Genomic DNA, 24790 nt, shown 5'->3' with positions numbered 1-24790 from the left:
CTCGGATGTCGTGCGCTTCCTCGACGGGCATGAACCCCGCTACGACCTGACCTACGACGACGTGTTCGTCGTGCCCGGGCGATCGACCGTGGAGTCGCGGTTCGACGTCGACCTGTCCACCGCCGACGGCACCGGCGCGACGATCCCGATCGTGGTGGCCAACATGACCGCGGTCGCCGGTCGCCGGATGGCCGAGACGGTGGCCAGGCGGGGTGGGCTGGTCGTGCTGCCGCAGGACGTGGCCCCCGACGCCGTCGCGGAGATCACGGCCTGGGTGAAGGACCGCCACCCGGTCTGGGACACGCCGCTGGTGCTGCGTGCCGGTGACGCGGTGGCCGACGCGATCAACCTGCTGCCCAAGCGGGCACACGGTGCGGTCGTGGTGGTCGACGCGGACAACAGGCCGCTGGGCGTGGTGGACGAGGCCGCCTGTGCCGGGGTGGACAGGTTCACCCGCGTCGGCGAGGTCGCCAACCCGGACGTGGTGACGGTGCCGCTGGACACCGCCCCGCGCGAGGTGTTCGACCGGCTGCACGGGCGTACCGCGCGCATCGCGCTGGGCGTGGACACCGAGGGCAGGCTGGTCGGGGTGCTCACGGAGGTCGCGGCGCTGCGGGCCGAGATCTACGCCCCGGCCCTGGACGCGAACGGCAGGCTGCGGGTGGCCGCCGCTACCGGGGTCAACGGGGACGTGGCCGCACGGGCCGCCGAACTGGTCGACGCCGGGGTGGACGTGCTCGTGGTGGACACCGCGCACGGGCACCAGGAGAAGATGCTCACCGCGCTGCGGGCGGTGAGCAAGCTCGACCTGGGCTCGGTGCCGGTGGCCGCGGGCAACGTGGTGACCGCGGCCGGGGTACGCGACCTGGTCGAGGCGGGCGCGGACGTGATCAAGGTCGGCGTCGGCCCCGGCGCCATGTGCACCACGCGCATGATGACCGGGGTCGGCAGGCCGCAGTTCTCGGCGGTGGCCGAGTGCGCGGCGCAGGCCAGGGCGCTGGGCAAGCACGTCTGGGCGGACGGCGGCGTGCGGCACCCGCGCGACGTGGCACTCGCGCTGGCCGCGGGCGCGTCCAGCGTGATGGTGGGCTCGTGGTTCGCCGGCACCTACGAGTCCCCCGGCGACCTGTTGCGCGACGAGGCGGGCCGGGCGTACAAGGAGTCCTTCGGCATGGCCTCCAAGCGGGCGGTCACCGCGCGCACCCGGTCGGACAACGCCTTCGACCGGGCGCGCAAGGGCCTGTTCGAGGAGGGCATCTCGACCTCGCGGATGCGTCTGGACCCGACACGTCCCGGGGTGGAGGACCTGATCGACTCGATCTGCTCGGGGGTGCGCTCGGCCTGTACCTATGCCGGGGCGCACGACCTCACCGAGTTCCATGAGCAGGTGGTGCTGGGCATGCAGTCCGCAGCCGGGTTCGCCGAGGGCCGCCCGCTGCCGGGCGGGTGGTGAGCAGATCGACGAGGCAGCCAAGACATGGGTTGCCCCCATTAATCACCGCTCGTATCGTTGACCCGTGACTGACACCGTCGTCGTGGAGGACCTGGTCAAGGTCTATCCGCGCAACCCGAAACCGGCCGTGGACGGCCTGGGCTTCACCGTCCACGCCGGTGAGGTGTTCGGCCTGCTGGGCCCCAACGGTGCGGGCAAGACCACCACCGTGGGCGTGCTGACCACCCGGGTGCTCCCTACCTCGGGCCGGGCACTGGTGCACGGCGTGGACGTGGTGGCCGACTCCCGGCGGGCCAGGCAACTGCTCGCCGTGGTGCCGCAGCGCAACAACCTGGACCGCTCGCTGACGGTGCGGCAGAACCTGCTCTGGCACGCCGCCTACCACGGGGTGGCCAGGGCCGAGCGCAACCGTCGCGCTGACGAGATCATCGAGCGGATGGGGCTGGCCGACCACCGGGACGCGGCGATCGACAAGCTCTCCGGCGGCCAGGCGCAGCGGGTGATGATCGCCCGCGCGCTGATGCACCACCCCAAGGTGATGTTCCTGGACGAGCCGTCCACCGGCCTGGACCCGCAGGCGCGGCTGTTCGTGCACGACCGGGTTGCCCAACTGCGCGAGGACGGGGTCACCGTCGTGCTCACCACGCACGACATGGACGAGGCCACGAAGTTGTGCGACCGGGTCGGCATCGTGGACCACGGCAAGCTGCTGGCGCTGGACACGCCGAGCGAGCTCACCAAGTCGCTGCCCGGCAGCACCACGGTCACCCTCACCGTCCAACTGGGCGCCACCGGGCAGCAGGCCGTCGCGGACCGGCTGTCCGCCTTGGACAAGGTGCAGCGCGTGGAGCAGATCTCCGCAGCCGCCAACGGTTCCGCGCCGGGCGGCCAGTTCCGGGTCTACACCGACATCGAGCCCGCTGTGGTGCTGCCCTCGGCGCTGAACGCGGTCGCCGACCTGGGGTGCGAGGTCACCGACCTGGCCATCGGCAAGCCGAGCCTCGAGGACGTGTTCATCCACCTGACCGGCAGGGAGCTGCGATGACCTCGCTGCGCACGTTCACCGCCGTGCTGGGGCGGGACATCTTCGTCACTGGCAGGGAGCTGCCCAGTTTCCTGGCGCAGGTGGTGATCCAGCCCTTCTTCACCCTGTTCATCTTCGGCAAGGTGCTCGGCGACATCGGCTACGTGCAGGGCAACTTCGCCCAGGTGCTGCTGCCCGGTGTGGTCGCGCTGACCGGATTCCTCGGCGGGTTGCAGAACACGACCCTGCCGCTGGTGCTGGACTTCTCCTGGACCCGCGAGATCGAGGACCGGCTGCTCGCGCCGATGCCGATCAGCCTGGTCGCGGTGGAGAAGATGGTGTTCGGCGCGCTGCGGGGCGTGGTCTCGGCGCTGCTGATGGTGCCCATCGGCTTCGTGGTGCTCGACGTGAACTGGCCGCTGTCCAGTCTGCCGCTGGTGGTGCTCGTGCTGGTGCTCGGCTCGCTCGCGGGCGCGGCCGTGGGCATGGTGGTCGGCACCTCCGTGCCGCAGCGCCGGATCAACATCATGTTCGCGGTGATCCTCACCCCGCTGATGTTCACCGGCGCCACGCAGTTCCCGTGGCCCCAACTGGACCACCTGCGCTGGTTCCAGGTGATCTGCGCGCTGAACCCGCTCACCTACGTCAGCGAGAGCATGCGCGCTGCGCTACTGCCCGAGGTTCCACACATGGAGTTGTGGGTGACGCTCCCGGTCATGGTCCTGGCCATCGTGGCCTTCGGCCTGCTCGGCATCCGCGGCTTCATGCGCCGCGCGCTGGACTGAACCTCAGCTCCGGCACACGGGATTGCCGATATCGGCGGAGGCCTGGAACACATCGCCCGAGTACAGCTCGGCACGGGGACCGATCCGTTGGCACGCGGCGGAATCCGCCAGTTCGGCAAGGGCCGACCGCGCGTCGCCAGCAGCGGTCTCGCCGCCGTTGGCCTCGGGGAGCTCCTTGCACAGCCCGGGAAACCAGTCCTGGCCGACGGCGCACAGCGCTCACTGGAAACGCCAGCAGCCCAGGAGCAGCCGTGGGCCGCCCGCGGGGAAATTCGCGGACAGCCCACGGCCGGTGTGCTCAGCTGGCGTAGTCCTCCAACATCTCGGTGACCAGCGCCGCGATCGGCGAGCGCTCCGAGCGGGTCAGCGTGATGTGCGCGAACAGCGGGTGACCCTTGAGCTTCTCGATCACCGCCGCCACGCCATCGTGCCTGCCGACGCGGAGGTTGTCCCGCTGGGCGACGTCGTGGGTCAGCACGACCCGCGAGCCGGAACCGAGCCGGGACAACACGGTCAGCAGCACGTTGCGCTCCAGTGACTGCGCCTCGTCCACGATGACGAACGAGTCGTGCAGCGAACGTCCCCGGATGTGGGTCAGGGGCAGCACTTCGAGCATGCCGCGGTCCTGCACCTCGTCCAGCACGTCCTGGCTCACCAGGCCGCCGAGGGTGTCGAACACCGCCTGCGCCCAGGGCTGCATCTTCTCGCTCTCGGAACCGGGCAGGTAGCCCAGTTCCTGCCCGCCGACGGCGTAGACCGGCCGGAACACCACGACCTTGCGGTGCTGGCGGCGTTCCATCACCGCCTCCAGCCCGGCGCACAGCGCCAGCGCCGACTTGCCGGTGCCCGCCCGGCCGCCCAGCGAGACGATGCCGACCTCGGAGTCCAGCAGCAGGTCCAGCGCGATGCGCTGCTCGGCGGAGCGGCCGTGCAGGCCGAACGCCTCGCGATCCCCGCGCACCAGCCGGATCTGCTTGTCCGCGGTGACCCGCCCCAGCGCGCTCGCCGTGCCCGAGAGCAGCCGCAACCCGGTGTGACAGGGCATCTCCGCGACATCGGCCAGGTCGAACAGTGCGGGTTCCACGACGGAGTTGCGGTACAACTCGTCGATCACCGCGGGTTCGACCTCGACATCGGTCATCCCGGTCCAGCCCGAGGGCGTGACGTCCTGGGCCCGGTACTCGTCGGCGGCCAGACCGCAGGCGGCGGCCTTGACCCGCAGCGGCATGTCCTTGGTCACCAGCGTGACCGACCGTCCCTCGGCGGCGAGGTTGAGCGCGCACGCGAGGATCCGGGCGTCGTTGGAGTCGGTGCGGAACCCGGCAGGCAGCACCTCGGGGTCGGTGTGGTTGAGCTCTACGTGCAGGGTGCCGCCGTCCTCACCGATCGGGATCGGTGAGTCCAGCCTGCCGTGCCGCAACCGCAGCTCGTCGAGCAGGCGGAGGGATTCCCTGGCGAACCAACCCAGTTCGGGGTGATGACGCTTGCCCTCCAATTCGCTGATGACGACGAGCGGCAGCACCACCGAGTGCTCGGCGAACCTGCTGACCGCCCAGGGGTCGGAGAGCAGCACCGAGGTATCCAGCACATAGGTACATGTGGTGGGGGTGGAGCGACGCTTGGCCCGAGCAGGGCCTGAGGAACGGCTGGCGGGACGTCGTGCAGTCACGGCAACTCCCTCGCGAACGCGGCACCCGCGCCCGCTTCCCTCGATGGGCCAGGCACACCACCCGGTTGGTCCGCTCGCCTCACGCCGCCTGCGGCGTCAGGCCCACGTCCCAAAGGGGCCGGGTGCCGGCCCCCTCGCGCTCGTCACCGACACGACCAGGGCCTCCCGGGTCGGATCGCATTGGACACGACCCGACACTTCGCAAGTTACCCGCGCAACCGCCCGCGATGCAGGCTGCCACACAGGTGATTCACATAGTCGTCACCGAGTGGCCACGGACCGTCAAGACCGGCGGCGGTTCGACCACGGACCGCTACACCCTCACTGATCAGGGCAAATGCTGATCATCTCCAGGACGGGGCGGCCACAACACACCCAGGATTTGACTACACAAAGTAGTCGGCTATGTAACACGAATCGAGGCGGGCACGAGCGAGTCGCGGAGCAGCCGGGCGAAGCGGACCGCCACCGGCTCCCCCGCGGGCCGCGCGTCCAGCCAGGAGCGCAGCAGCCGCCGCCCCTCGACGTAAGTGGTGATGTGCGCACGCCACAGCGGGTCGGCGACGAATCGGAGCACCTGGTTGGCCCGGTAGTCGGACAGCAGCAGCCATCGCTTGAGGTGGTCCAGCACGTCCTCCGGGTCGGCACCTCGATCGTGCAGCAACAGTGCGGCGTCCTGTCGCACCACGTCCAGTGGCGCGCTGGCCCGCTCGACCGCCTCCGCCAACGGCCCGTCCAAGGTCAGGCCGACCTCGGCGAGCACCTCGGCGACCCACCCACCCCAGCTCGGCCCGACCGCCCCGTAGAGCCCCAGCTCGGCCAGGCCCTCCGAGACGAGGCAGCGCGGGGTGTTCAGCAGGGAGATCGTGTGTTCCAGCCGACCGCCGGCGCGGACCAGCCCGGCCTCCTGCACGCAGTGCTCGGTGTGGTGTCCCGGGTACGCCTCGTGCGCCACCAGCTGCGGCAGGCTGGACAGCCGGTGCCCGAGGTCGGCGTTCACCGCGATCTGCGAGCGGAACTCCCCCAGGTAGGAGTTGAACCCGCTCCACGGACGGTTCGAGACGACCTCGTACTCGACCGACTCCCCGGCGGGCAGCCCGTACTGCTCGTGCACGCGCGCGCGAAGGGCCGCCGACAACGCGTGCACGGCGGGCTCCAGGCTCCTGAGCGGCACCTGCTCGTGCGTGCGGTGCGCGTTCACCCTGCGGCGCAGTGTCCCCCAGCCCGGCAGCAGCGCGCGCAGTTCGTCGTGGGCCTGCCGGTACGCCTCGTGCTCGCCCAACCCGATCGTGGTCTGCGAGTAGCTCTCCACCTGGGCGACGAACCCGATCGGCTCGCCGGACAGCACCCGGCAGTTGCAGGCGAGGGCCACCAGCTGGGCGTCCAGGAAGGTCCTGCGCTCGGCGGGCAGCTCGGTGTCGGCCAGCGCCTTGCGTAGGTCCTCAGCGGCACGGGCGAGGTCCGCCGGATCGGGCACCGGCTCAGCCTCGACCTGACGCTGGTGCCGGGCGGGGCCGGTGTAGGCATCGACCAGGCCGGAGCGCAGCCTGCCCAGCCGCAACCCCAGGAGCAGGTACTCCAGCACCAGCCGATCCGCGTCCACGAGATGGGCAGCCTAGGCGCCCCGCAAGCGCTTTACCACCACCAACCCGACCTCGCCCGGGGGAATTAACGCGTCTCGGCAAGTACACCAGAACGTGCGACAGTCCACAGTGAACTGTTCACACAATGGTGTTAGCACCGTGGGCGATCGAAGGCGTATACGAGTAGGTTTCCCGGTCGTAGGGCCCCGAGCTTCGGAGTTCCACAGATATCCCCCGGTATGAAGGAGAGTGTTGGAAGTGCTGAAGAAGGCTGGCGTTGTCGCCGCCACTGCGGCGGCAGGTCTCATGGTCCTCAGCGCACCCGCGTTCGCCGGCACGCCGGCTGGCGATGACTGGATGGGTCACCACCACCACGGCGCCCCGCACCAGGTGGGCCTGGTCAACGTGGACGACGTGCACGCTCTCAACGACGTCCACGTCCTGGAGAACGTGAACGTGCCGATCTGCGCCACCAACAACACGATCGCCGGCGGTCTGGTAGCGGTCGCGGTGAACGCCCTCAACCCGACCTTCGTGAAGGACTGCGTCGACGGTGCTGCGATCTCGCACAGCGGTGACCACCACGGCGGCTGAGCCTCCGGCTTGACCAGAAAGCACCGGGACGCCTTTGCGCGACCCGGTGCTTTCTGGCGTTTTCGGCGGGATTCAGGAATCACCCGCACGATGATCACACAATGGTGTTGCGCGAGTGCGGCCCTCAGCCAATAACGAGTAGGTTGCGGTCGCAGGAAATCCCCGAGAAGGAGTGATCGGACGTGCTGAAGAAGGCTGCTGTCGTCGCCGCCACCGTCGCTGGCATCGCACTGGTGGGCGCCCCCGCGTTCGCCTCGCACCACCCGGACCAGACCGGCCTGGGCAACCTGCACGACCTGCACCTGGTCAACGACGACCACGTGGCCGAGAACGTGGACATCCCGGTGTGCCTGACCAACAACACCATCGCCGGTGGGCCGGTGGCCGTCGCCGTGAACGCGCTGAACCCGACCTTCGTGAAGGACTGCGTGGACGGCGTCGCCGCCTCCACCAGCGGTGACCACCACGGCGGCTGAGCCCAGCCACAGCCGACTCGAAGGCGCCGGGGCCACAGGCCGCGGCGCCTTCGGCGTGTTCAGCCCCCGAAGCGGCGGTGCCGCCAGGCGTAGTCGCGTAGCGCGCGCAGGAAGTCCACCCTGCGGAACGCGGGCCAGTACGCCTCGCAGAACCAGAACTCCGAGTGCGCCGACTGCCAGAGCAGGAACCCGGACAGCCGCTGCTCACCGGAGGTCCTGATCAGCAGGTCCGGGTCGGGCTGCCCGGAGGTGTAGAGGTGCTCGGCGATGTGGTCCACGTCCAGCACCTCGGCCAGTTCCTCGATCGAGGTACCCGCCTCGGCGTGCTGCAACAGCAACTTGCGCACGGCGTCGGCGATCTCCTGGCGGCCGCCGTAGCCCACCGCCACGTTGACCTCCATGCCCGTGCGGTTGGCCGTGCGCTGGCCCGCGGCGGTCAGCCTCGTGGCCATCTCGCGGGGCAGCAGGTCCAGGGCGCCCACGATGCGCAGCCGCCAGGGGTTCTGCGGCTCGGCCAACTCGTCGACCACATCGGAAATGATCTCCAGCAGGGACTCCAGCTCCTCGCTGGAGCGCTGCTTGAGGTTGTCGGTGGCCAGCAGCCACAGGGTGACGACCTCGACCTCCGCCTCCTGGCACCAGGCCAGCAGGTCGGCGATGCGCTGGGCACCGGCCCGGTGCCCGTGGCTGACGTCGTCGAACCCCGCTTCCTTGGCCCAGCGGCGGTTTCCGTCCAGCACGACGCCCACGTGCCGGGGCCGTCGGGTCTCCCGTGCGATCTGCTGGTTGAGTCGCATCTCGTAGAGGCCGTAGACAATCTTGCTCACGCGCTTGCGAAGACCCACGGAACTGCAGGGTACGCCGAGTGGCGCAACGCACCGAATGAGCCCGTCACTGTGGCGTGACCGCACAACCTACGGTCGCGTAACCTCGGGGACGTGAGTGTCGCGACCGCCAACGAGCCGCAGACCCCGCCGATCAAGCCCAGGATGCGTGGCTGGCTGCACTTCTGGTCGTTCCTCGTGTCCCTGGTCAGCGGGACGGTGCTGGTCTCGGTCGCCGGCGCGACGGTGTCGGCCAAGGCCGCCCTGGCCACCTCCGTGTACGGGGCCACCGTGCTCGGGCTGTTCGGGGTGAGCGCCCTGTACCACCGGCGCACCTGGCTGAGCACCCGGGCCAGGACGCTGATGAAGCGGCTCGACCACTCGATGATCTTCCTGTTCATCGCGGGCACCTACACCCCGTTCGCGCTGCTGGCCATGGAGCCGGGCACCGGCACCGTGGTGCTCGCCGTGGTGTGGGGCGGCGCGCTGGCCGGGGTCGCGCTCAAGATGGCCTGGCCGCACGCCCCGCGCTGGCTCGGCGTGCCGATCTACATCGCGCTCGGCTGGGTCGCCGTGTTCGTGCTGCCCGAACTGCTGGACCACGCCGGGGTGGCCGCGCTCGTGCTGCTGCTCGTCGGCGGCGCCTTCTACACCGCGGGCGCCGTGTTCTACGGCACCAAGTGGCCCAACCCCTGGCCGAAGGTGTTCGGCTACCACGAGTTCTTCCACGCGGCCACCGTGCTCGCCGCGATCTGCCACTACATCGCCATCTGGTTCACGGTACTGGCTTGACCTGCGGTTTCAGGGTCGGATGATCTTGCCAGGCCGTCTCCAGGCCGTGGGTCGTCGTCCGGCCGCTGCTTCGGCTTGAACACCGCGTCCGCCGCCCTCCGGCTCCTCTCGTGGCTGGAGGGCATCAGGTGGGTGTAGACCCGGAGCGTGAAGCCGGGGTCATGGTGTCCCAGGTTCAGCGACAGCGCCTTGATCGAGACGCCGTTCTCCAGCTGCGTCGAGGCGTACAGGTGCCGCAGCGCGTGCATCCCGTCCTCCTGGTTGCGGTACTCCAGGCCTGCCCGCGCGAAGGCCGGTCGCCAAGTGCCCATATTGAACTTCTGACGACGGCACGCCCCGCCCTCCGGGGTTGTCAGGATCAGCCGCGCCGTGACCGGCTTGCCGCCCGGCTTCTCCCACGGCAACGTCACCTCAACAGGTGAAAACTGCTCAATGTAGTCGTCCAGCTGATCGAGCACGCCAGCGCCGAGCGGGACGGTTCGGGACTTCTTGCTCTTCGGAGGCGCGAACACGAGCGTGTTCGCCACGATGCGCACCTGACGGGCCACAACCAGCTCCTGAGCATCTCGGTCCAGGTCCGTATCGGCCAGGCCGAAAATCTCCCCCTGTCTCAGCCCAACGCCCGCAGAGAGCGGGATCACAACCCCGCAGCGGGCCGGAAGCGCCAGGTGCACCGACCGCATCCGCTTCAGAGGCCAAGGCGTCACCCGACGTTCTGGCGGTGAAGGGCTCTGGACGCTCCGAGCCCGGCACGGGTTGCTGTGGATGATCTTCTCTTCGACCGCCGCGTTGAGGATCGAGGACAACCGGTCGAACAGCAGCTTCTGGTAGCGCAGCGACAGCCCGCGCTCGTTCATCCAGAGCAGCCACTCGCGGACCTTCGGGATGTCGATTCGCTTCATCGCCAGGTTGCCGAAGAACGGGACCATCTGGCTGGTGACCTGGCTCCGCAGGTTCTCCTGCGTGGATGCGTCGGGCGATTGACCGCCGTACCAGGTCTCCACGTAGGCCGAGAACTTCTTCTCACCAGCCTTGGGGTCGACATAGCGGCCCTCCCGTTTGTCCGACTCCACGGAGATGAGGAAGTCCTCTGCTGCCTTCTTGGCCTTGTCCGGAAAGGTCTTGCTCTTCTCCCTGCCCTCCGGATCGAGGTAGCGGACCTTGTACCGGTCACCCGAGCCGTACAGGTCTGTCTTCTCCTTGGCCGCCCTCCCCCGTGCATCGAGCACCGGCTTGCCGGTCTCGTCCTTCTTCGGCCGCCACCAGCGGTCTTGGATGTGCCCCATGGGCAGACTTCTCCTGTCCGTCGAATTGCCGAAACAGCTAGGCCGCTTCCGTCGCCCACCGACGAACAGCAGCCGGGTCGTAGCGGAGGTACTTGCCGACCTTGCGGACCGGCGGACCTTCACCACGCCATTTCCACTGGTAGAGCGTCTTCACCGGCACACCGAGGTAGGCGGACACGTCGTCCACGGTCCACAGTCGGTCGATTGAGCCAAGCTCTGACATGTCGCCCCCTCAGGCCGCTTGTCCGGCGAGTAGTGCCATGTCGTACTCGGCTCTCCACTGCGTGCGCTCCGCTATCGCGTGCAGCAGCAGGTGAGCCCGTGGGGGCACGTTCGGATCACCAGGCCGCACCTTGTGCCAGACCAGCCGACTCGTGTCCTTGACCGGCTTCTCGATCCCCACGGCCTTGAGCGCGTTGGTGACGAACTGCTTCCGGTCCGCCTTGTGGTCGGCCAGGGTCTTGCCCGACCACTTCCGTGACACCAGCACCCGCCGCCCAGGCAGCCCTAGGGTGGCCCTGCGGTGTGCGCGGCCCTTGCAGTGCCCTGGCACCGTGTTCGACCGAGCACCGTGGGGCTGGACGCCGTAGAGCAGCCAGACCGGGCAGCGCGGCGAGCACGGCGTGATCAGTAGCTCCTCATGGAGCCGTTCCGCGTGCCGTCGCTGCCGGTCGGTGGACTGCTCCACGACCTCCCCGACCGACTTGGTCAGGTACTTGGTGAGGTAACCGATATGCCGCCCGGCCTCCTCCGTGCCGCCGAGGATGCCCTTGGAGTGCACCTGCCGCCCGAAGGTCACCACGTGCGCGGGCTCCTCCGCCTGCTCTACCGCCTCCGCCCAGGGGGTAAGCGGTTGCCGGGTGTCGGGGTCCACGAACGCCTCAGCCCTGCTGTCCCACACCGGCAACCGGTCGATGTAGACGCGTTCGTCGTGCTGGGGCCACCAGACCTGGTGGTAGGTGGCCTCCGTGACCTGGCGGATGACCTCGTGCGGGATGGAACCGCGGAGCGCGGTGTGCAGGTGCGGTGCCGCCCGCCGCTGTGGTTCCACGCTGGCGAAGTACTGCACGTCGTAGCCCACGACGCGGCGTAGGTTCTGCCACCACCGGTCCACCAGGCTGGCGAAGTGCACCGCATCCCGTGCCGCCCGCCGGTAGTCGTAGGTGTCCGGGTTCACCGGGATGCCGTCGTCGCGAACCTTGCCGTAGGTGTCCAGGGTCAGCGTGACGAACATGCTCGGTCGGAACCGGCCCGCGAACTCACGTCCGAGCGTCCGCTTCTCCACCCGTCGCCGAGGCAGGTTCGGCGCGTCCTGGCGGCGCTTGGTCGACCGCTTCGGAGTCCTCCTGCTCGGAGCGTCCGGCGAGGGCAGACGGCCCCGGACCCCGAGTTGCCGAAGTTCTGCGTCGACGCTGTGGATCTCCTCCCGGACGTCGTCGCCCTCCGGTGTCTCCCGCACCTCCTTGTAGGCCGCCATCAAGTCCGCGCGGTAGGTCAGCAGCTCGGTCTGGTCCTTCGTCGGTGGGTCCGGGGTGAAGTCCGGCTCCTCGGTCAGGTGCCAGCCCTCCCGGCACTGCGCCTGCCGCAACGCCTTTGCCTTGCGCGCACAGGGCAGGCAGACCGACTCCACCGTCGACCCGCACGGCACCGGCACGTACCGGACCTCGTAGGCGTCCGGGTCTTCCACTTCCATCGTGAACGGCCGGACGCACACCCCGTGCTGCTCAGCGGCGGCCTTCGCCACGTCCAGGGCCATCGGTTGGCGCATCCGCTCTGCGCGAGTACCGGTGCTTGTGCCCCTAATCCCCTCACTGATCGCCACACCACTTGCCACACGCATCGGTGCACGCATCGGTGCATTCATCGGCAGATATTTAGCATTGCTAATCAGATTGCTGTGCTGTGTCACGCCGCCTCACCACCCCCAACAGCGCCGGGGAACGGGTAGACCCGTGCCCGCCGCCCCGTCACGTGTGCCTCCAGCACCGGCAGGTTGTGATCGGTCACGTGGAAGGCCCGAGCCCGCACCGGTTCCCGCTTGCCGTCCTCCTTGCCCCAGGCCACGCCGGGGGTGTGCTCGCTGATCTCGTGCGCGTTCGCCCCGCGCTGCCGAACACCGTCACCGAGGACCATGTCGACCTGCGCGTCTCGTCCAGGCGCATCGCGATCTTGGTCGGGAACAGGTGCCGGAAGCCCACGACCTCCTTGCGCGGGTCCTGGAGCAGCCCGAGCACGCACACACCCGGAGCACGCCCCTGGGAGGTGATCGTCTGCACCGCCCGTGCCGCGCGCTCCCGAAGCTGCCGATCCTGTTGGTAGGCAATGACATCCGCCAACTCGTCCACCACCAGCAGCGTGAACGGGTCACCCGTTTCCGGGGTCCAGTTCCGCAGCCAGCCCCGGTAACGGCCCGCCCGTGCCTTCACGTCCTTGGCCAGTTCCTCCAGCAGCGCCACGGCGTCCGGGCCGTTGTCGAAGACCACGCGGTGGAACAGGTCCGGTGCCTGCCCCAGCTCCATGCCGCCCTTGGGGTCGATCCCGACTAGCCGGACCTTGCCCGCTCGGATGGCCGGGGCGAGCTGCCAGACGATCGACCACAGCAGCGATGCCTTGCCCGCACCCGACACCTCCACCGCGAGCACGTGGTTCCCGAGCAGCCGCAGCCGCCACGGCTTGCCCGTCTCCGTACACTACAATTCTCAACTAAACTCAAGCATACGAATGGCGATCCGGTGGCTAACCTAACGAAAGTCGAAATCGAAAATCTTGCGGGGCGAAAAACCCTCTTGAAGCTGCAGCTAAATGCCGACGTGAACGTCTTCTGGGGACCAAATGGCTGCGGCAAGACATCCCTTTTGAAAATAATTCATTCTGCATTGTGGAATCAGGCGGTCGAGCTTGCGCGAGTCCCATTCAAGAAGGCAACACTAGAATTTTTCGACAACAGGGACGGCCAGAGCTTTACGCGAAAACTTCATAAGTACAACAGCCTCGGAGCCGGAGCCAATGTGGCAGGAATCTCCGATGACGAACTAGCTACAGATGTAGCAGAAAGGCTCAACTCAGACCTCCTCGGAGAAGAGGTAGAGAAGCTCAAGTGGACGACAACCCCTCATCTTCGTAGGGGCATTCCCGAGTTTCCACATACCTATCTCCCGACATCCCGGATCGCAAGCTCGCGACTTCCACAAGATCGCTTCAGAGCAGGCCCCGGATCGCGACCTGAGCGCATCGACATGCAAGACGAGGCAGCGTTCGACCGGATGTTCGCAGAAGCAATTCGACGGATTTGGTCAATGTACTCGCATCGCGAATTGGTCAAAATCAGCGAAATTCAAGAGCGAGGAATTATTGACATTCTTCGCGCCGTCATCGAACGCGAAGACTTCCAAAATCTGGGTGGTCAGGTACTTGACTCAACGAGGGTAGCTAAGGCGGTGACTGGATTTTTCCAGTCAGGTCGATTTAAAATTTCTCCGGACACTCTCGAAAAGCTGCTAGACAACTACAGTCACGACCCCGTACTTCAACGTGTGGTGGCTCAAATTACTGAGATTCATCGCGAGTCTGAAACTGCTCAAGAACCTACCAGGAAGATCCAAGAGCTTCTCCAGGACTTGTTCACCGGAAATAAAACGGTCGAGTTCAACCAACGACGACTTTCGGTGCGATCGGGCACAACTCCGATTGCACTTGAGTACCTATCAAGCGGCGAAAAACAAATAATGCGACTTTTGCTTGAGTGTCTGGCGGCAGGAAACAACCCGGTTATCGTTGACGAGCCAGAAATATCTTTGCATCCAGATTGGCAGCTACGCCTAATCGAGTCAATGCGGCTAGTAAATCCCCAGGCCCAACTAATTGTTGCCACACACTCCCCGGAGGTAATGGCGCGACTGGACGACTCCAAGGTATTCGAACTCTAACCATGGCCAAACTCAACCGCGATCCGGCAAGCTTTCGTCGACGCCTACAGATGGCATCCTCAGATGTGGTATTCGTCTTCATAGAGGGGAAAGAAACAGACCCATGGTTTTACGATGAAATACTTAGCAACCATCCTAAACTTCAAGGAGTACAGATTGCCGTCCTGGAAGTCGAACATGCGACCAAAAACCAAGGAACACCTAAAGCTGGAGGCAAGGGACGCGCCCTGACACTCTACGAAGAATTAAGACGCTCAAACGGTCTCTTATTTGACGACAATGGCCGAACTCGTGCAGTAATGTTCTGCCTGGATGCTGATCACGACAGGATCCTAAACAAGGTCCGCAGATCTCGTCATATAACATACACACTGCTTCCAGACTCCGAAGCTCACGTCTACGACAGCTGTTCCATTGGCGAAATAGCACGCTCTGTCATGAGCCTTACGGCACCGCAAGCTAAAGCAGTAGAAAGCTCACTCGGCGACTACAGATACGAGCTGTTCAAGCTTTGGGAAAACTGGCTAGCCCTATGCTGGCTTAGCTCTTACCTTGATTTCACATGGGGAATAGGGCCAGGAGCGATCTCGCAAATAAATGGGAAAAATAGCTTCGATGCGTGCGACGAAGCGAAGCTATCATCTATGCGCAGCGCACTGCTCAAGCGATGCTCCCCACAAGCATCTTCTATCAAGGAATACGAATCGCACGTCGCTGCCATCCTTAAAAGGCTTCACATCCCCGAGAATAGCAAAAAATGCCTCAAGGGAAAGTGGCTAACCAAGTACCTGTTCCACCGCCTGAACGCCTACGCTGATACCCACCGGCACAAAAAGGTCGCAAGCCAGGAGTCGATAATCGTGGCCGCCAGAAGTTGCGCAAAGCTTAACGGGAAATGGAATACGTATCTAGTCAATCGAGTAGCCGCACTAGTCAACTAAGCACATTTGCAATGGAGTGCAGCCAGGCCGCCAGGCCGCGACCAAGTACACCTACTAAGCTGCCGAACTTGGCTCTATGGGATCAAGGCGCGCCGCCTCGGCGGCGCGCGAAGGAGCAGGCCAGTGCGGGCGGCACGGCGGATCGGCTCCGGCACGGCGGGCTGCCGCTTCGCTACGCCCGCCGACCGGGCCGCCCGCCACCACCACGCGGCAGACTCCACGCAGCGACCGCAGGCAGAACACCCGCCCACGAGCCAACGCCAGACCGTGACGATCGCCGGGGGCGTCAGCAGGTTCCTGGGGCACGGCGATCGGCGCCCGTCAACGCTCCGCGTCACCGGGCATCGAACCCCGAACACGGCAATGGCCGGTGGCACCGTGAAGCACCACCGGCCGCGCAAGATCAGGCCGTCTCCAGGCCGTCAGATGTCAGGTAGGGACGGAAACAGGCGAGAACTACCGAGAAGCATCGCCGCAGGTCAGAGGCACAATTAGGCGCCAATGGCGAGGTAGCGCCAATCCTGGCGTCAGTTCATCGCCATCTGGTTCACGCTGTACCCGTGACGGCGTGCGGCACGCCGTCACGGGCGGCGTGCCTCAGCCCAGGTCTGGCCCCTGGTTGCGGACGTCGTTGACCTTGGCCATGGCCTCACGGAGCTCGGTGAGCCAGGACTCGGCGTGCTCGCCGACCAGTCGCACCGCCCAGGCGAGCGCCTCGGAGCGGGAACGGGCCACCCCGGCGTCGACGAGCGTGTCGAGCACGAGGCGTTCGGACTGGCGCAGCCGGGTCATGACCGGCACGGACAGGGTGGTGAACAGCTCGGTGGTACTGCCGAGGCTGGCGCCCCAGGCGACCTTGCGGCCGTAGCGGTGCTCGGCCTGGCGGGCGATCTCGATGCGCTCCTCGCGGGTCTGCTCCCGGAACCGGCTGATCCGTCCGGCCTCGGCACCCGCGCGGGCGGCCTCGTCGGCGAACTCGCCCTCCAGGGCGGGCAGCTCGCCGACCACGGTGATCTCGTCACGGTCCACGGTGACCTCAGGCGCCGCGGTGAACCAGCCGTCGGGCAGCCGCCCGGTGAACCAGGCCGCGGCGTCCCCGGCGGGCGGCACCTCGGACTGCTGCCAGCCACCGCGACCACGACCACTCCACCCGCGGGCGTCGCGGGCGACTCGTGCGAAGCGTCTGTGCATGACGCCCTCCCCTGCTTGCAACGGTGATTACACAATTACACCGCTACCAAGTACGCACGGCAAGGACCGTTCGCCCCCAGCGGAGTCGAACGGTGTTAAGGAAATCGCTTAACGGCGTTCGAGAGCCACGGCCAACTCGTCGGTGGAACTGACGGGCCGCTCGCACACGTAGCCCCGGCACACGTAGGCGGCGGGTGCGCCCCCGACCAACGGCCGGTCGGCGAGCAGCGGCGCGGCGTCGGGTGCACCGGCGAGCACCACGGCACCGCCGGGCGCCTTGGCCAGCGCGAGTGCCAGCAGCGACTCACCTCGCGGGTCCGCTGGCGGCGTGACCACGGCCACCTGCACGGGCCCCTGGGCGAGCGCCTCACCCACGGTGAGCCAGTGGCCGGCGAACCGCGGCGCCCGCGAGGCCAGCACACCGGCGCGGTGCACGGTCCGCTCGGCGGCCTCGCGGAAGGCACCGGCTCGCTCGGCGCCAGCCAGGGCGGACGCGGTGAGCAGGGCACCGGCCAGCGAGGAGGCCCCCGAGGGGCTGGCGTTGTCGCTGGGTTCGGACGGTCGGCGGACGAGCCGCTCGGCGTCGTCGGCGGTGTCGTGCCAGACCCCCGGCTCGACGGGGTCGGCGAACCGGGCCAGCGCCGTGTCCAGCAGGGAGCAGGCCAGGTCGAGCCAGCGCTGCTCGGCCGTGGCCTGGTGCAGTGCGAGCAGCCCCTCGGCCAGGCAGCCGTAGTCCTCCAGCACCCCCACTGCGGTGCCGACGGTTCCGGCGCGCGAGGTGCGGCGCAGGCGGCCGTCGACCAGGTGCAGGTCGGTGATCAACTCGGCGGCGGCCCGGGCGCCCGCGACCCACTCGGGGCGGCCCAGCGCGGCACCGGCCTCGGCGAGCGCGCCGATGGCCAACCCGTTCCAGGCGGTGACGACCTTGTCGTCCAGCGGGGGCTGCGGCCGCTCGCGGCGGACCGCCAGCAGGCGCTGGCGGACCTCGGCCAGGCGCTGACCGTCCTCGGGATCGGCTCGCAGTTGCAGGGTGGACGCGCCCTCCTCGAAGGTCCCCTGCTCGGTGACGCCGAAGACCTCGGCGGCCCAGGGACCGTCCACGGGGCCGAGCGCCTCGGTGAGCTGGGCGGGGGTCCACACGTAGGTGAGCCCCTCGACGCCCTCGGTGTCGGCGTCCAGCGCGGCGGCGAACCCGCCCTGCGGGGTGCGCAGCTCGCCGAGCAGGAAGCCAGCGGTCTCCACGGCGACGCGGCGGGCCAGCGCGGATCCGGTACGGCGGGCCAGGTGTGCGTAGGCCCGCAGCAGCAAGGCGTTGTCGTACAGCATCTTCTCGAAGTGCGGCACCACCCAGCCCGCGTCCACGCTGTACCGGGCGAAGCCGCCGCCGAGCTGGTCGTACATGCCACCGCGGGCCATGGCCGCCGCGGTGCCCTCCACCAGTGACAGCGACTGCACCGAACCGGTCCGCTCGTGGTGGCGCAGCAGGAACTCCAGCACCATCGAGGGCGGGAACTTGGGCTGCCCGCCGAAGCCGCCGTTGGTCCGGTCGTACCCGCCGAGCAGCGACACCACGGCGCCGTCGAGCACGTCAGCGTCCACAGTGGACTCGGGCAGCGGCTTGGCGTTCTCGGTCAGCTGGGCGACGATCTGCCCGGCCGCGGTCCGCACCTCCGCACGCCGGGTGGTCCACGCGTCGACCACGGCGGTGAGCAGCTGCCGGAACGAGGGCACGCCGGGGCGCGGGGTCGGCGGGAAGTAGGTGCCGCAGTGGAACGGCTCACCCTCGGGCGTGAGGAAGCAGGTCATCGGCCAGCCGCCCTGGCCGGTCATCGCCTGCGTGGCCTCCATGTACACCGCGTCCACGTCGGGCCGTTCCTCGCGGTCGACCTTGATGGCGACGAAGTCGCGGTTCACCAGCTCGGCGGTGGCCTCGTCCTCGAAGGACTCATGCGCCATCACGTGGCACCAGTGGCAGGCCGCGTAGCCCACCGAGAGCAGCACCGGCACGTCCCGGCGGCGGGCCTCCTCGAACGCCTCCGCGCACCAGGGCCACCAGTCCACCGGGTTGTCGGCGTGCTGGAGGAGATAGGGACTGCTCGACTGGGCAAGCCGGTTCGCCATGCGTCCAGCCTGCCACCCGGGGAACTGGGCTGCGCGGGCGCGGGCCGATCGGGAACACTGACCGCCGTGCTGATGACCTTGACCACCACCGCCAGGCCCGCGACGGACCTGGGCTTCCTGCTGCACAAGCACCCGCAGCGGGCGCAGGCGTTCGAGGTCTCGGCGGGCACCGCGCACGTGTTCTACCCGCGCGCCGACGAGCAGGAGTGCACGGTCGCGCTGCTGCTCGAGGTGGATCCGATCGCGCTCGGCGAGCGGGTCAGCGACCGCCCGTACGCGGCGAGCTCGCTGCTCGCGGTCGCGCTGGGATCGGTGTTCCGGACCGCCATGAACGGGCGATGTGAGCAGCGGCCGGAGTTGGCGGAGACGGCGATCCCGCTGCGCGTGCACATCCCTGCGGTGGGCGGTGCGCAGCTGGTGCACCGCCTGTTCGAGCCGCTGGGCTGGCAGGTGGCGGCGACCCCGCTGCCGCTGGACACCGAGTTCGAGCAGTGGGGCGACTCCCCGTACGTGGACCTGTGCTTGACCGGTGAGTTGCGGGTCGCCGACGCGCTCAGCCACCTGTACGTGCTGCTGCCGGTGCTGGACGGGTCCAAGCACTACTGGGTGGATCACACCGAGGTCGACAAGTTGCTCCGGGCCGGCGCGGGGTGGCTTGCGGCGCACCCGGAGCGCGAACTGATCAGTCGGCGCTATCTGGCTCACCAGAGCGGGTTCGTGCGCACGGCGCTGGCCCGGCTGGCCGAGTCCGACGAGGTGGCGGCCCAGGAGTGGGACACCCCGGAGGAGGACCCGGCCAAGCCCGTGCCGCTGGCGCGGTCGCGCAGGCAGGCGGCGCTGGAGGTGCTGCGCGGGACGGGCGCGAAACGGGTGGTCGACCTGGGCTGCGGATCAGGCGCGCTGCTGCGCGATCTGGTGCGGGACAAGCAGTTCACCGAGCTGCTGGGCGTGGACGTGTCAGTGCGGGCGTTGCAACTGGCGCGTGAGCGCCTGCCGGAGCAGGTCGAGCTGAGGCAGTCGGCACTGACATATCGAGACTCGAGTCTCACCGGATACGACGCGGCTGTGCTGATGGAGGTGATCGAGCACGTCGACGAGGAGCGGTTGCCCGCGTTGGAGCGGTCGGTGTTCGGTTCGGCCCGTCCCGCGACGGTGGTGGTGACCACGCCGAACCAGGAGTACAACGCGCGCTACGAAACCCTTGTCACGGGCCGATTCCGGCACGCCGACCACCGGTTCGAGTGGACCCGCGCCCAGTTCGCGCACTGGGCGGATTCCGTTGCGGCACAGTACGGGTACGCCGTCAGTTACCTGCCGGTTGGCGAGCCGGACCCGGTGCTCGGACCGCCGACACAGCTGGCGGTCTTCACCAGGCAGGAGGGGCGATGAGTCGGCTCGGCATCCCGCAACTGGCGCTGGTCGCGCTCGTCGGCGTCTCCGGATCGGGCAAGTCCACCTTCGCGGCCAGGCACTTCCGCGCCACCGAGGTGATCTCCAGCGACCACTGCCGCGGCCTGGTCAGCGATGACCCCAACGACCAGTCGGCCACCAAGGACGCCTTCGACGTGCTGCACTACATCGCGGGCAAGCGGCTGGCCGCCGGACGGCTGACCGTGGTCGACGCGACGAACGTGCAGCGCGAGGGCCGCGCGCAACTTGTCGCCCTCGCGCGCGAGCACGACGTGCTGCCGGTGGCGATCGTGCTGGACATGCCCGAGGGCCTGTGCCTGCGGCGCAACGCGGAGCGGCCGGACCGCGACTTCGGCGCGCACGTGCTGCGCAGGCAACGCGCCGATCTGCACAAGTCCTTGCGCCACTTGGAGAAGGAGGGGTTCCGCCGGGTGCACGTGCTGCGCTCGCCGGAGGAGGTGGCCGAGACGGTGCTCGTGCGGGAGCCGCTGCTCAACGACAGGCGTGCGGACACCGGCCCGTTCGACGTCATCGGTGACGTGCACGGCTGCCGGGCCGAGTTGGAGCAGTTGCTGGCAGAGCTGGGCTACCTGGTCGAGCGGGACGCCGAGGGCAGGCCGGTGGGCGCGGCGCACCCGCGGGGACGCCGCGCGCTGTTCGTCGGTGACCTGGTCGACCGCGGCCCGGACACGCCTGGTGTGCTGCGGCTGGTGATGGGCATGGTCGCGGCGGGCACGGCGATGTGCGTGTGCGGCAACCACGAGCAGAAACTGGTGCGGGCACTGCGTGGCAAGAAGGTCACCGTGGCGCACGGCCTGGCCGAGTCGCTGGCGCAGTTGTCCGCGGAGTCGGCGGAGTTCCGCAAGCTGGCCGAGCAGTTCTGCTACGACCTGGTGTCGCACTACGTGCTGGACGGCGGCAAGCTGGTGGTGGCGCACGCCGGGCTGCCCGAGCGGTTCCAGGGCCGGGCGTCCGGCCGTGTGCGCAGCTTCGCGCTGTACGGGGAGTCCACCGGCGAGACCGACGAGTACGGGCTGCCGGTGCGCTACCCATGGGCCAATGACTACCGCGGCGCGGCTGCCGTCGTGTACGGGCACACGCCGGTGCTGGACGCCGAGTGGGTCAACAACACGATCTGCCTGGACACCGGCTGCGTGTTCGGTGGGCGGCTGACCGCACTGCGTTACCCGGAACGCGAACTGGTCTCCGTTGCGGCACAACAGGTCTGGTACGAGCCGGTGCGACCGCTCCAGCCGGTGAACCCGGTGCGGCCCGATGACGAGCTGAACCTGACCGACGTGCTCGGCAAACGGGTCGTGGAGACGGCCGAGCACGGGCGGATCACCGTGCGCGCGGAGAACGCGGCGGCGGCGCTGGAGGTGATGAGCCGGTTCGCGATCGAGCCCGGTTCGCTGCTGTACCTGCCGCCGACCATGGCGCCGACCGCCACCTCGCAGCGTGCCGATGTGCTGGAGCACCCGGAGGAGGCGTTCGCGGGCTACCTGGCGGCGGGCGTGCGCGAGGTGATCTGCGAGGAGAAGCACATGGGCTCGCGGGCGGTGCTGCTCGTGCGCCGCGACGGCGGGGCCGTGCACACCCGGACCGGGCGGGCGTTCTTCGACCAGCGGTTGACCGATCAGGTGCTGGCGCGGTTGCAGGCGGCCATCTCGGCGGCCGGGCTCTGGTCGGAGCTGGCCACCGACTGGCTGCTGCTGGACGCCGAACTGCTGCCGTGGAGCGCCAAGGCGGAGCCGCTCATCCGCGAGCAGTACGCGGCGGTTGGCGCAGCCGCCAGTGCGGCGTTGCCCGCAGCTCTCGACATGTTGCGTGCAGCGGCTGATCGCGGAGTCGATGTCACGGATCTCTTGCAGCGCAACGAGTCCAGAGCCAACAACGCGGACGCGTTCCGAGCGGCGTACCGGCGCTACTGCTGGCCGACCGATGGCCTGCGCGGCATGCGCGTGGCGCCGTTCCAGGTGCTCGCCAGCGAGGGCCGCACCTACCACGACCGGCCGCACTCCTGGCACCTCGACCTGCTCAACCGACTGTCCACCGCGGACCCGGAGTTCGTTGCCACCACGGACAACCTGCTCGTCGACACCGGGAACCCGGACTCGGTGGCCGCCGGCGTGCGCTGGTGGTCGGAGCTGACCGAGGACGGCGGCGAGGGCATGGTCGTCAAGCCGATGGCCAACCTCGTGCGCGGCAAGCGCGGCGTGGTGCAGCCAGGGGTGAAGGTGCGGGGCCGCGAGTACCTGCGCATCATCTACGGCCCCGACTACACCGAACCGGCGAACCTGGACCGACTGCGCAAGCGCAATCTCGGCACGAAGCGTTCACTCGCGCTGCGCGAGTACATGCTCGGCATCGAGGGTCTGCGGCGACTCACCTCGGGTGAGCCGCTGTGGCGCGTGCACGAGTGCGTCTTCGCCGTGCTGGCACTGGAGTCCGAGCCCGTCGACCCGAGGTTGTGACAAGTGCAGGAACACGAGTTGGTGAGCGAGCACACCGTGCTCTCGGTTGTCGTCGGCTCGCGCGCGTACGGCCTGCACACCGAGGAGTCCGATGTGGACATTCGAGGCGTGTACGTGCCGCCGACCGAACTTTTCTGGGGCTTCGACAAACCACCGTCCAGTGTGGACGGCCCTGGGGTCGAACGCCTCAACTGGGAGGTCGAGCACTTTTGCGCGCTGGCGATCAAGGCGAACCCCACCGTGCTGGAGGTGCTCGCCTCGCCCCTGGTGCAGGTGAGCACCCCGCTGGGCAAGGAACTGCGCGCCCTGCTGCCCGCGCTGCTGTCCCAGCGGGCGGCCGACAGCTTCCGGCGGGCCACCGCACAGCAGTTCGCCAGGGCCTCGGCCGCGATGGCCAGTGGCGGCACACCGCGCTGGAAGCAGGTCATGCACGTGCTGCGCATGCTGACGATGTGCGAGCGACTGCTGAGCACCGGCGAACTCGTGCTCGCGGTCGGCGCGCACCGGGAGCAGTTGCTGGCGGTCAAGGAGGGTGATGTGCCGTGGAAGGACGTGCTGAGCTGGGTCGAGGACCTGCGCGACCGCACCGCCAGCGCCGTCCTGCGCTCCCCGCTGCCCGTCGTCCCTGACGCCGGGGCCGTGGAGCGCTGGCTGATCTCCGTGCGCCGCCGCTCCGCACTGGGCGAGTTGTGAGCCCACGCACCAGGTGAACACGGCGGCACTTGACGGGACCCGGCCAGGCTCACGGCGGGACTCGCCTGCACCTGGGCGGGGTTCGCCTGCACCTGGGTGGGACTCGCGCTCGCTAGGACGGGACTCGCTTACACCTGGGCGGGACTCGCCTGCACGGAGCGGGACTCGCCTGCGGCAGAACGGAACTGGCCAGTACCTGGGCGGGACTCACCTGCGCCCCGGCGGGACTCGCGCACGACACGACGGGACCCGCGCTCGCCAGGACGGGGTTCGCCCGCACCTGGGCGGAACTCGCGCACGCTAGGACGGGACTCGCCTGCACCGGAGCGGGACTCACGCACACCAGGACGAGACTCGCCTGCATCTGGGCGGAACTCGCCTGCGGCAGAACGGGACTCACCTGCACCTGGCCGAGGTTCGCGCTCGCCAGGACGGGACTCGCGCACCTGGGCGGGCCCCGCCTACGCCAGGGCGGAACTCGCACGCGACACGGCGGAACTCGCACGCCTCTGAGCGGGACTCGCACGCGACAGAACGGAACTCGCGCGCCAGAACGGGCCCCACCTATGCCACAGCGGGACTCACACGCGGCAGAACGGGACTCGCGCTCGCCAGGACGGGACTCACCTGCACCGGAGCGGGACTCGCACGCGACAGGACGGGGTTCGCCCGCACCGGAGCGGGACTCGCGTGCCTCTGGGCGGGACTCGGGGTCAGCTGAGCATGTCGAGCCAGGGGTGACCGGGGTGCACACGGCCGATCAGGTCCACGCAGCGGTGCCGCCCCGCGGCGTCCAGCCAGGGCATGGTGGCGGACAGGTCGGCCTCGTCATGGGGCTGCGCGCGCTTGGCCTTGAACAGCAGCACGAACTCGGGCCGCAGGTAGCGGATCCCGCGGGAGACCCAGGTCGCCTCGTCCAGCGGCAGCACCACCGTGGGGTCGCGGCGGCACACCCAGTCCCCCTCGCGGTCCTCGGTCAGCAGCAGATCCAGCAGCCAGGGGCCGCCCGCGTGCTCGCGGATCCACAGCTGGGTGGCCCAGCTGGGCAGCTCCTCCGGCTTGGTGATCGGCTGGAGCGCACCCGACCCGGCCGCCCACACGTGGTGCGTGCGGGTGAAGTGCTCCAGCACCGTGGGCAGGTCGCGGCGGAACACGCCCAGGTCGATGTCGCCGTGCTCACGTTGCACGGCTGCGTACGCCTCGATGGCCCAGCCCCCGGCAACCCACCAGGGCGCGTCCATGCCCTCGCACAGTGCCGCGGCAGCGACGGGGTCGACCACCTCCCAGGGCCCGTAGAGCCTGGTGAACTCCTCGTCGGCCACTAGCCCTCGGCAGTGGGTTTCGGTGCGGCGTCCTGCTCGGGCTGGTCGAAGCTCGCGGGTACCCGCTTGAGGTGCTTGGTCATCGAGCGGACCAGGAAGGCCACCGCCACGAAGAACAGCAGCAGGATCACGAACCCGACCGGGGTGGACTTGCCGAAATCCTCCCCCTGTCCCCCGGAGTCACTGCCCTGACCTGCGGCGATGACCACGGGAACACCCACCACCG

Annotated in this window: 22 protein-coding genes; 11 read left to right on the top strand and 11 right to left on the bottom strand. The window is 68.5% G+C overall.

What is annotated here, in order from left to right:
* Positions 1-10: 10 nt before the first annotated feature.
* The 3 genes from KALB_RS04390 to KALB_RS04380 all read left to right on the top strand — a co-directional run bounded on the left by KALB_RS04390 (position 11) and on the right by KALB_RS04380 (position 3262).
* Positions 11-1453 (top strand): GuaB1 family IMP dehydrogenase-related protein, encoded by a 1443-nt coding sequence (locus KALB_RS04390; protein WP_025354511.1) that lies wholly within the window; start codon positions 11-13, stop codon positions 1451-1453.
* Positions 1454-1517: 64 nt separating this feature from the next.
* On the top strand, positions 1518-2498 hold the full coding sequence (locus KALB_RS04385) for an ABC transporter ATP-binding protein (RefSeq protein WP_025354510.1): 981 nt from the start codon (positions 1518-1520) through the stop codon (positions 2496-2498).
* On the top strand, positions 2495-3262 hold the full coding sequence (locus KALB_RS04380; RefSeq protein WP_025354509.1) for an ABC transporter permease: 768 nt from the start codon (positions 2495-2497) through the stop codon (positions 3260-3262). Before KALB_RS04385 ends, KALB_RS04380 begins: the two co-directional genes overlap by 4 nt.
* Positions 3263-3560: 298 nt before the next feature.
* Here the strand turns inward: KALB_RS04380 and KALB_RS04375 are convergent, their stop codons facing one another.
* Positions 3561-4850: an RNA 5'-3' helicase PhoH2 gene (locus tag KALB_RS04375; protein WP_025354508.1), complete on the bottom strand. Its 1290-nt coding sequence runs from the start codon at positions 4848-4850 to the stop codon at positions 3561-3563.
* Between the two features lie 484 nt (positions 4851-5334).
* Positions 5335-6534: a DUF885 domain-containing protein gene (locus KALB_RS04370; RefSeq protein ID WP_025354507.1), complete on the bottom strand. Its 1200-nt coding sequence runs from the start codon at positions 6532-6534 to the stop codon at positions 5335-5337.
* Positions 6535-6772: 238 nt separating this feature from the next.
* Here KALB_RS04370 and KALB_RS04365 point away from each other — a divergent pair, with 238 nt between their 5' ends.
* Both KALB_RS04365 and KALB_RS04360 read left to right on the top strand, forming a co-directional pair.
* On the top strand, positions 6773-7108 hold the full coding sequence (locus KALB_RS04365) for a hypothetical protein (protein ID WP_025354506.1): 336 nt from the start codon (positions 6773-6775) through the stop codon (positions 7106-7108).
* A 182-nt stretch (positions 7109-7290) separates the two neighbouring features.
* Entirely contained in the window at positions 7291-7584 is a 294-nt protein-coding gene (locus KALB_RS04360; RefSeq protein ID WP_025354505.1) for a hypothetical protein, read from the top strand.
* 59 nt (positions 7585-7643) lie between these two features.
* On the opposite strand, the gene KALB_RS04355 is transcribed toward KALB_RS04360, so the two are convergent.
* Positions 7644-8429, bottom strand: coding sequence for an isoprenyl transferase (locus KALB_RS04355; RefSeq protein WP_025354504.1), 786 nt, complete (start codon positions 8427-8429; stop codon positions 7644-7646).
* 144 nt (positions 8430-8573) lie between these two features.
* On the opposite strand from KALB_RS04355, the gene trhA reads away from it, so the two are divergent.
* A complete protein-coding gene (gene trhA / locus KALB_RS04350; protein ID WP_042221650.1) occupies positions 8574-9200 on the top strand; it encodes a PAQR family membrane homeostasis protein TrhA in 627 nt (208 codons plus the stop codon).
* On the opposite strand, the gene KALB_RS04345 is transcribed toward trhA, so the two are convergent.
* From KALB_RS04345 to KALB_RS04335, 4 genes are all read right to left on the bottom strand, one after another.
* Positions 9167-10486, bottom strand: a complete 1320-nt coding sequence (locus tag KALB_RS04345; RefSeq protein WP_025354502.1) for a tyrosine-type recombinase/integrase — start codon at positions 10484-10486, stop codon at positions 9167-9169. The genes trhA and KALB_RS04345 overlap by 34 nt on opposite strands.
* A gap of 37 nt (positions 10487-10523) precedes the next feature.
* Positions 10524-10709, bottom strand: a complete 186-nt coding sequence (locus KALB_RS45065) for a helix-turn-helix domain-containing protein (protein ID WP_081789186.1) — start codon at positions 10707-10709, stop codon at positions 10524-10526.
* Between the two features lie 9 nt (positions 10710-10718).
* Positions 10719-12254, bottom strand: a complete 1536-nt coding sequence (locus KALB_RS04340) for a replication initiator (RefSeq protein WP_025354501.1) — start codon at positions 12252-12254, stop codon at positions 10719-10721.
* A 235-nt stretch (positions 12255-12489) separates the two neighbouring features.
* Positions 12490-13128: an FtsK/SpoIIIE domain-containing protein gene (locus KALB_RS04335; protein ID WP_025354500.1), complete on the bottom strand. Its 639-nt coding sequence runs from the start codon at positions 13126-13128 to the stop codon at positions 12490-12492.
* Here KALB_RS04335 and KALB_RS45060 point away from each other — a divergent pair, their 5' ends adjacent.
* A complete protein-coding gene (locus tag KALB_RS45060) occupies positions 13129-14412 on the top strand; it encodes an AAA family ATPase (RefSeq protein ID WP_158510707.1) in 1284 nt (427 codons plus the stop codon).
* A 2-nt stretch (positions 14413-14414) separates the two neighbouring features.
* Entirely contained in the window at positions 14415-15353 is a 939-nt protein-coding gene (locus KALB_RS46285) for a hypothetical protein (RefSeq protein ID WP_148309344.1), read from the top strand.
* A gap of 597 nt (positions 15354-15950) precedes the next feature.
* Here the strand turns inward: KALB_RS46285 and KALB_RS04330 are convergent.
* Both KALB_RS04330 and KALB_RS04325 read right to left on the bottom strand, forming a co-directional pair.
* A complete protein-coding gene (locus tag KALB_RS04330; RefSeq protein ID WP_025354499.1) occupies positions 15951-16544 on the bottom strand; it encodes an ATP-binding transcription factor AbmR in 594 nt (197 codons plus the stop codon).
* Between the two features lie 108 nt (positions 16545-16652).
* Entirely contained in the window at positions 16653-18665 is a 2013-nt protein-coding gene (locus KALB_RS04325) for a thioredoxin domain-containing protein (protein ID WP_025354498.1), read from the bottom strand.
* A gap of 66 nt (positions 18666-18731) precedes the next feature.
* Here KALB_RS04325 and KALB_RS04320 point away from each other — a divergent pair, with 66 nt between their 5' ends.
* Genes KALB_RS04320 through KALB_RS04310 form a run of 3 tightly spaced genes read left to right on the top strand, consistent with a single transcriptional unit; the run spans position 18732 to position 23242 of the window.
* A complete protein-coding gene (locus tag KALB_RS04320; RefSeq protein WP_025354497.1) occupies positions 18732-20054 on the top strand; it encodes a 3' terminal RNA ribose 2'-O-methyltransferase Hen1 in 1323 nt (440 codons plus the stop codon).
* Positions 20051-22549, top strand: coding sequence for a polynucleotide kinase-phosphatase (locus KALB_RS04315; RefSeq protein ID WP_025354496.1), 2499 nt, complete (start codon positions 20051-20053; stop codon positions 22547-22549). The genes KALB_RS04320 and KALB_RS04315 overlap by 4 nt, the downstream gene beginning before the upstream one ends.
* Before the next feature lie 3 nt (positions 22550-22552).
* Positions 22553-23242, top strand: coding sequence for a nucleotidyltransferase domain-containing protein (locus KALB_RS04310; protein ID WP_025354495.1), 690 nt, complete (start codon positions 22553-22555; stop codon positions 23240-23242).
* Between the two features lie 713 nt (positions 23243-23955).
* Here the strand turns inward: KALB_RS04310 and KALB_RS04305 are convergent.
* Both KALB_RS04305 and KALB_RS04300 read right to left on the bottom strand, forming a co-directional pair.
* Positions 23956-24564, bottom strand: a complete 609-nt coding sequence (locus KALB_RS04305; RefSeq protein ID WP_025354494.1) for a nucleotidyltransferase domain-containing protein — start codon at positions 24562-24564, stop codon at positions 23956-23958.
* Positions 24564-24788 (bottom strand): hypothetical protein, encoded by a 225-nt coding sequence (locus KALB_RS04300; RefSeq protein ID WP_148309900.1) that lies wholly within the window; start codon positions 24786-24788, stop codon positions 24564-24566. Before KALB_RS04300 ends, KALB_RS04305 begins: the two co-directional genes overlap by 1 nt.
* Positions 24789-24790: the final 2 nt, after the last annotated feature.

The sequence above is a fragment of the Kutzneria viridogrisea DSM 43870 genome (genome assembly GCF_000525635.1).
In the GTDB taxonomy this organism is placed as follows: domain Bacteria; phylum Actinomycetota; class Actinomycetes; order Mycobacteriales; family Pseudonocardiaceae; genus Kutzneria; species Kutzneria viridogrisea.
Note: the sequence above shows the minus strand (reverse complement) of the source record. Positions and strands in the feature narration are given on the sequence as shown.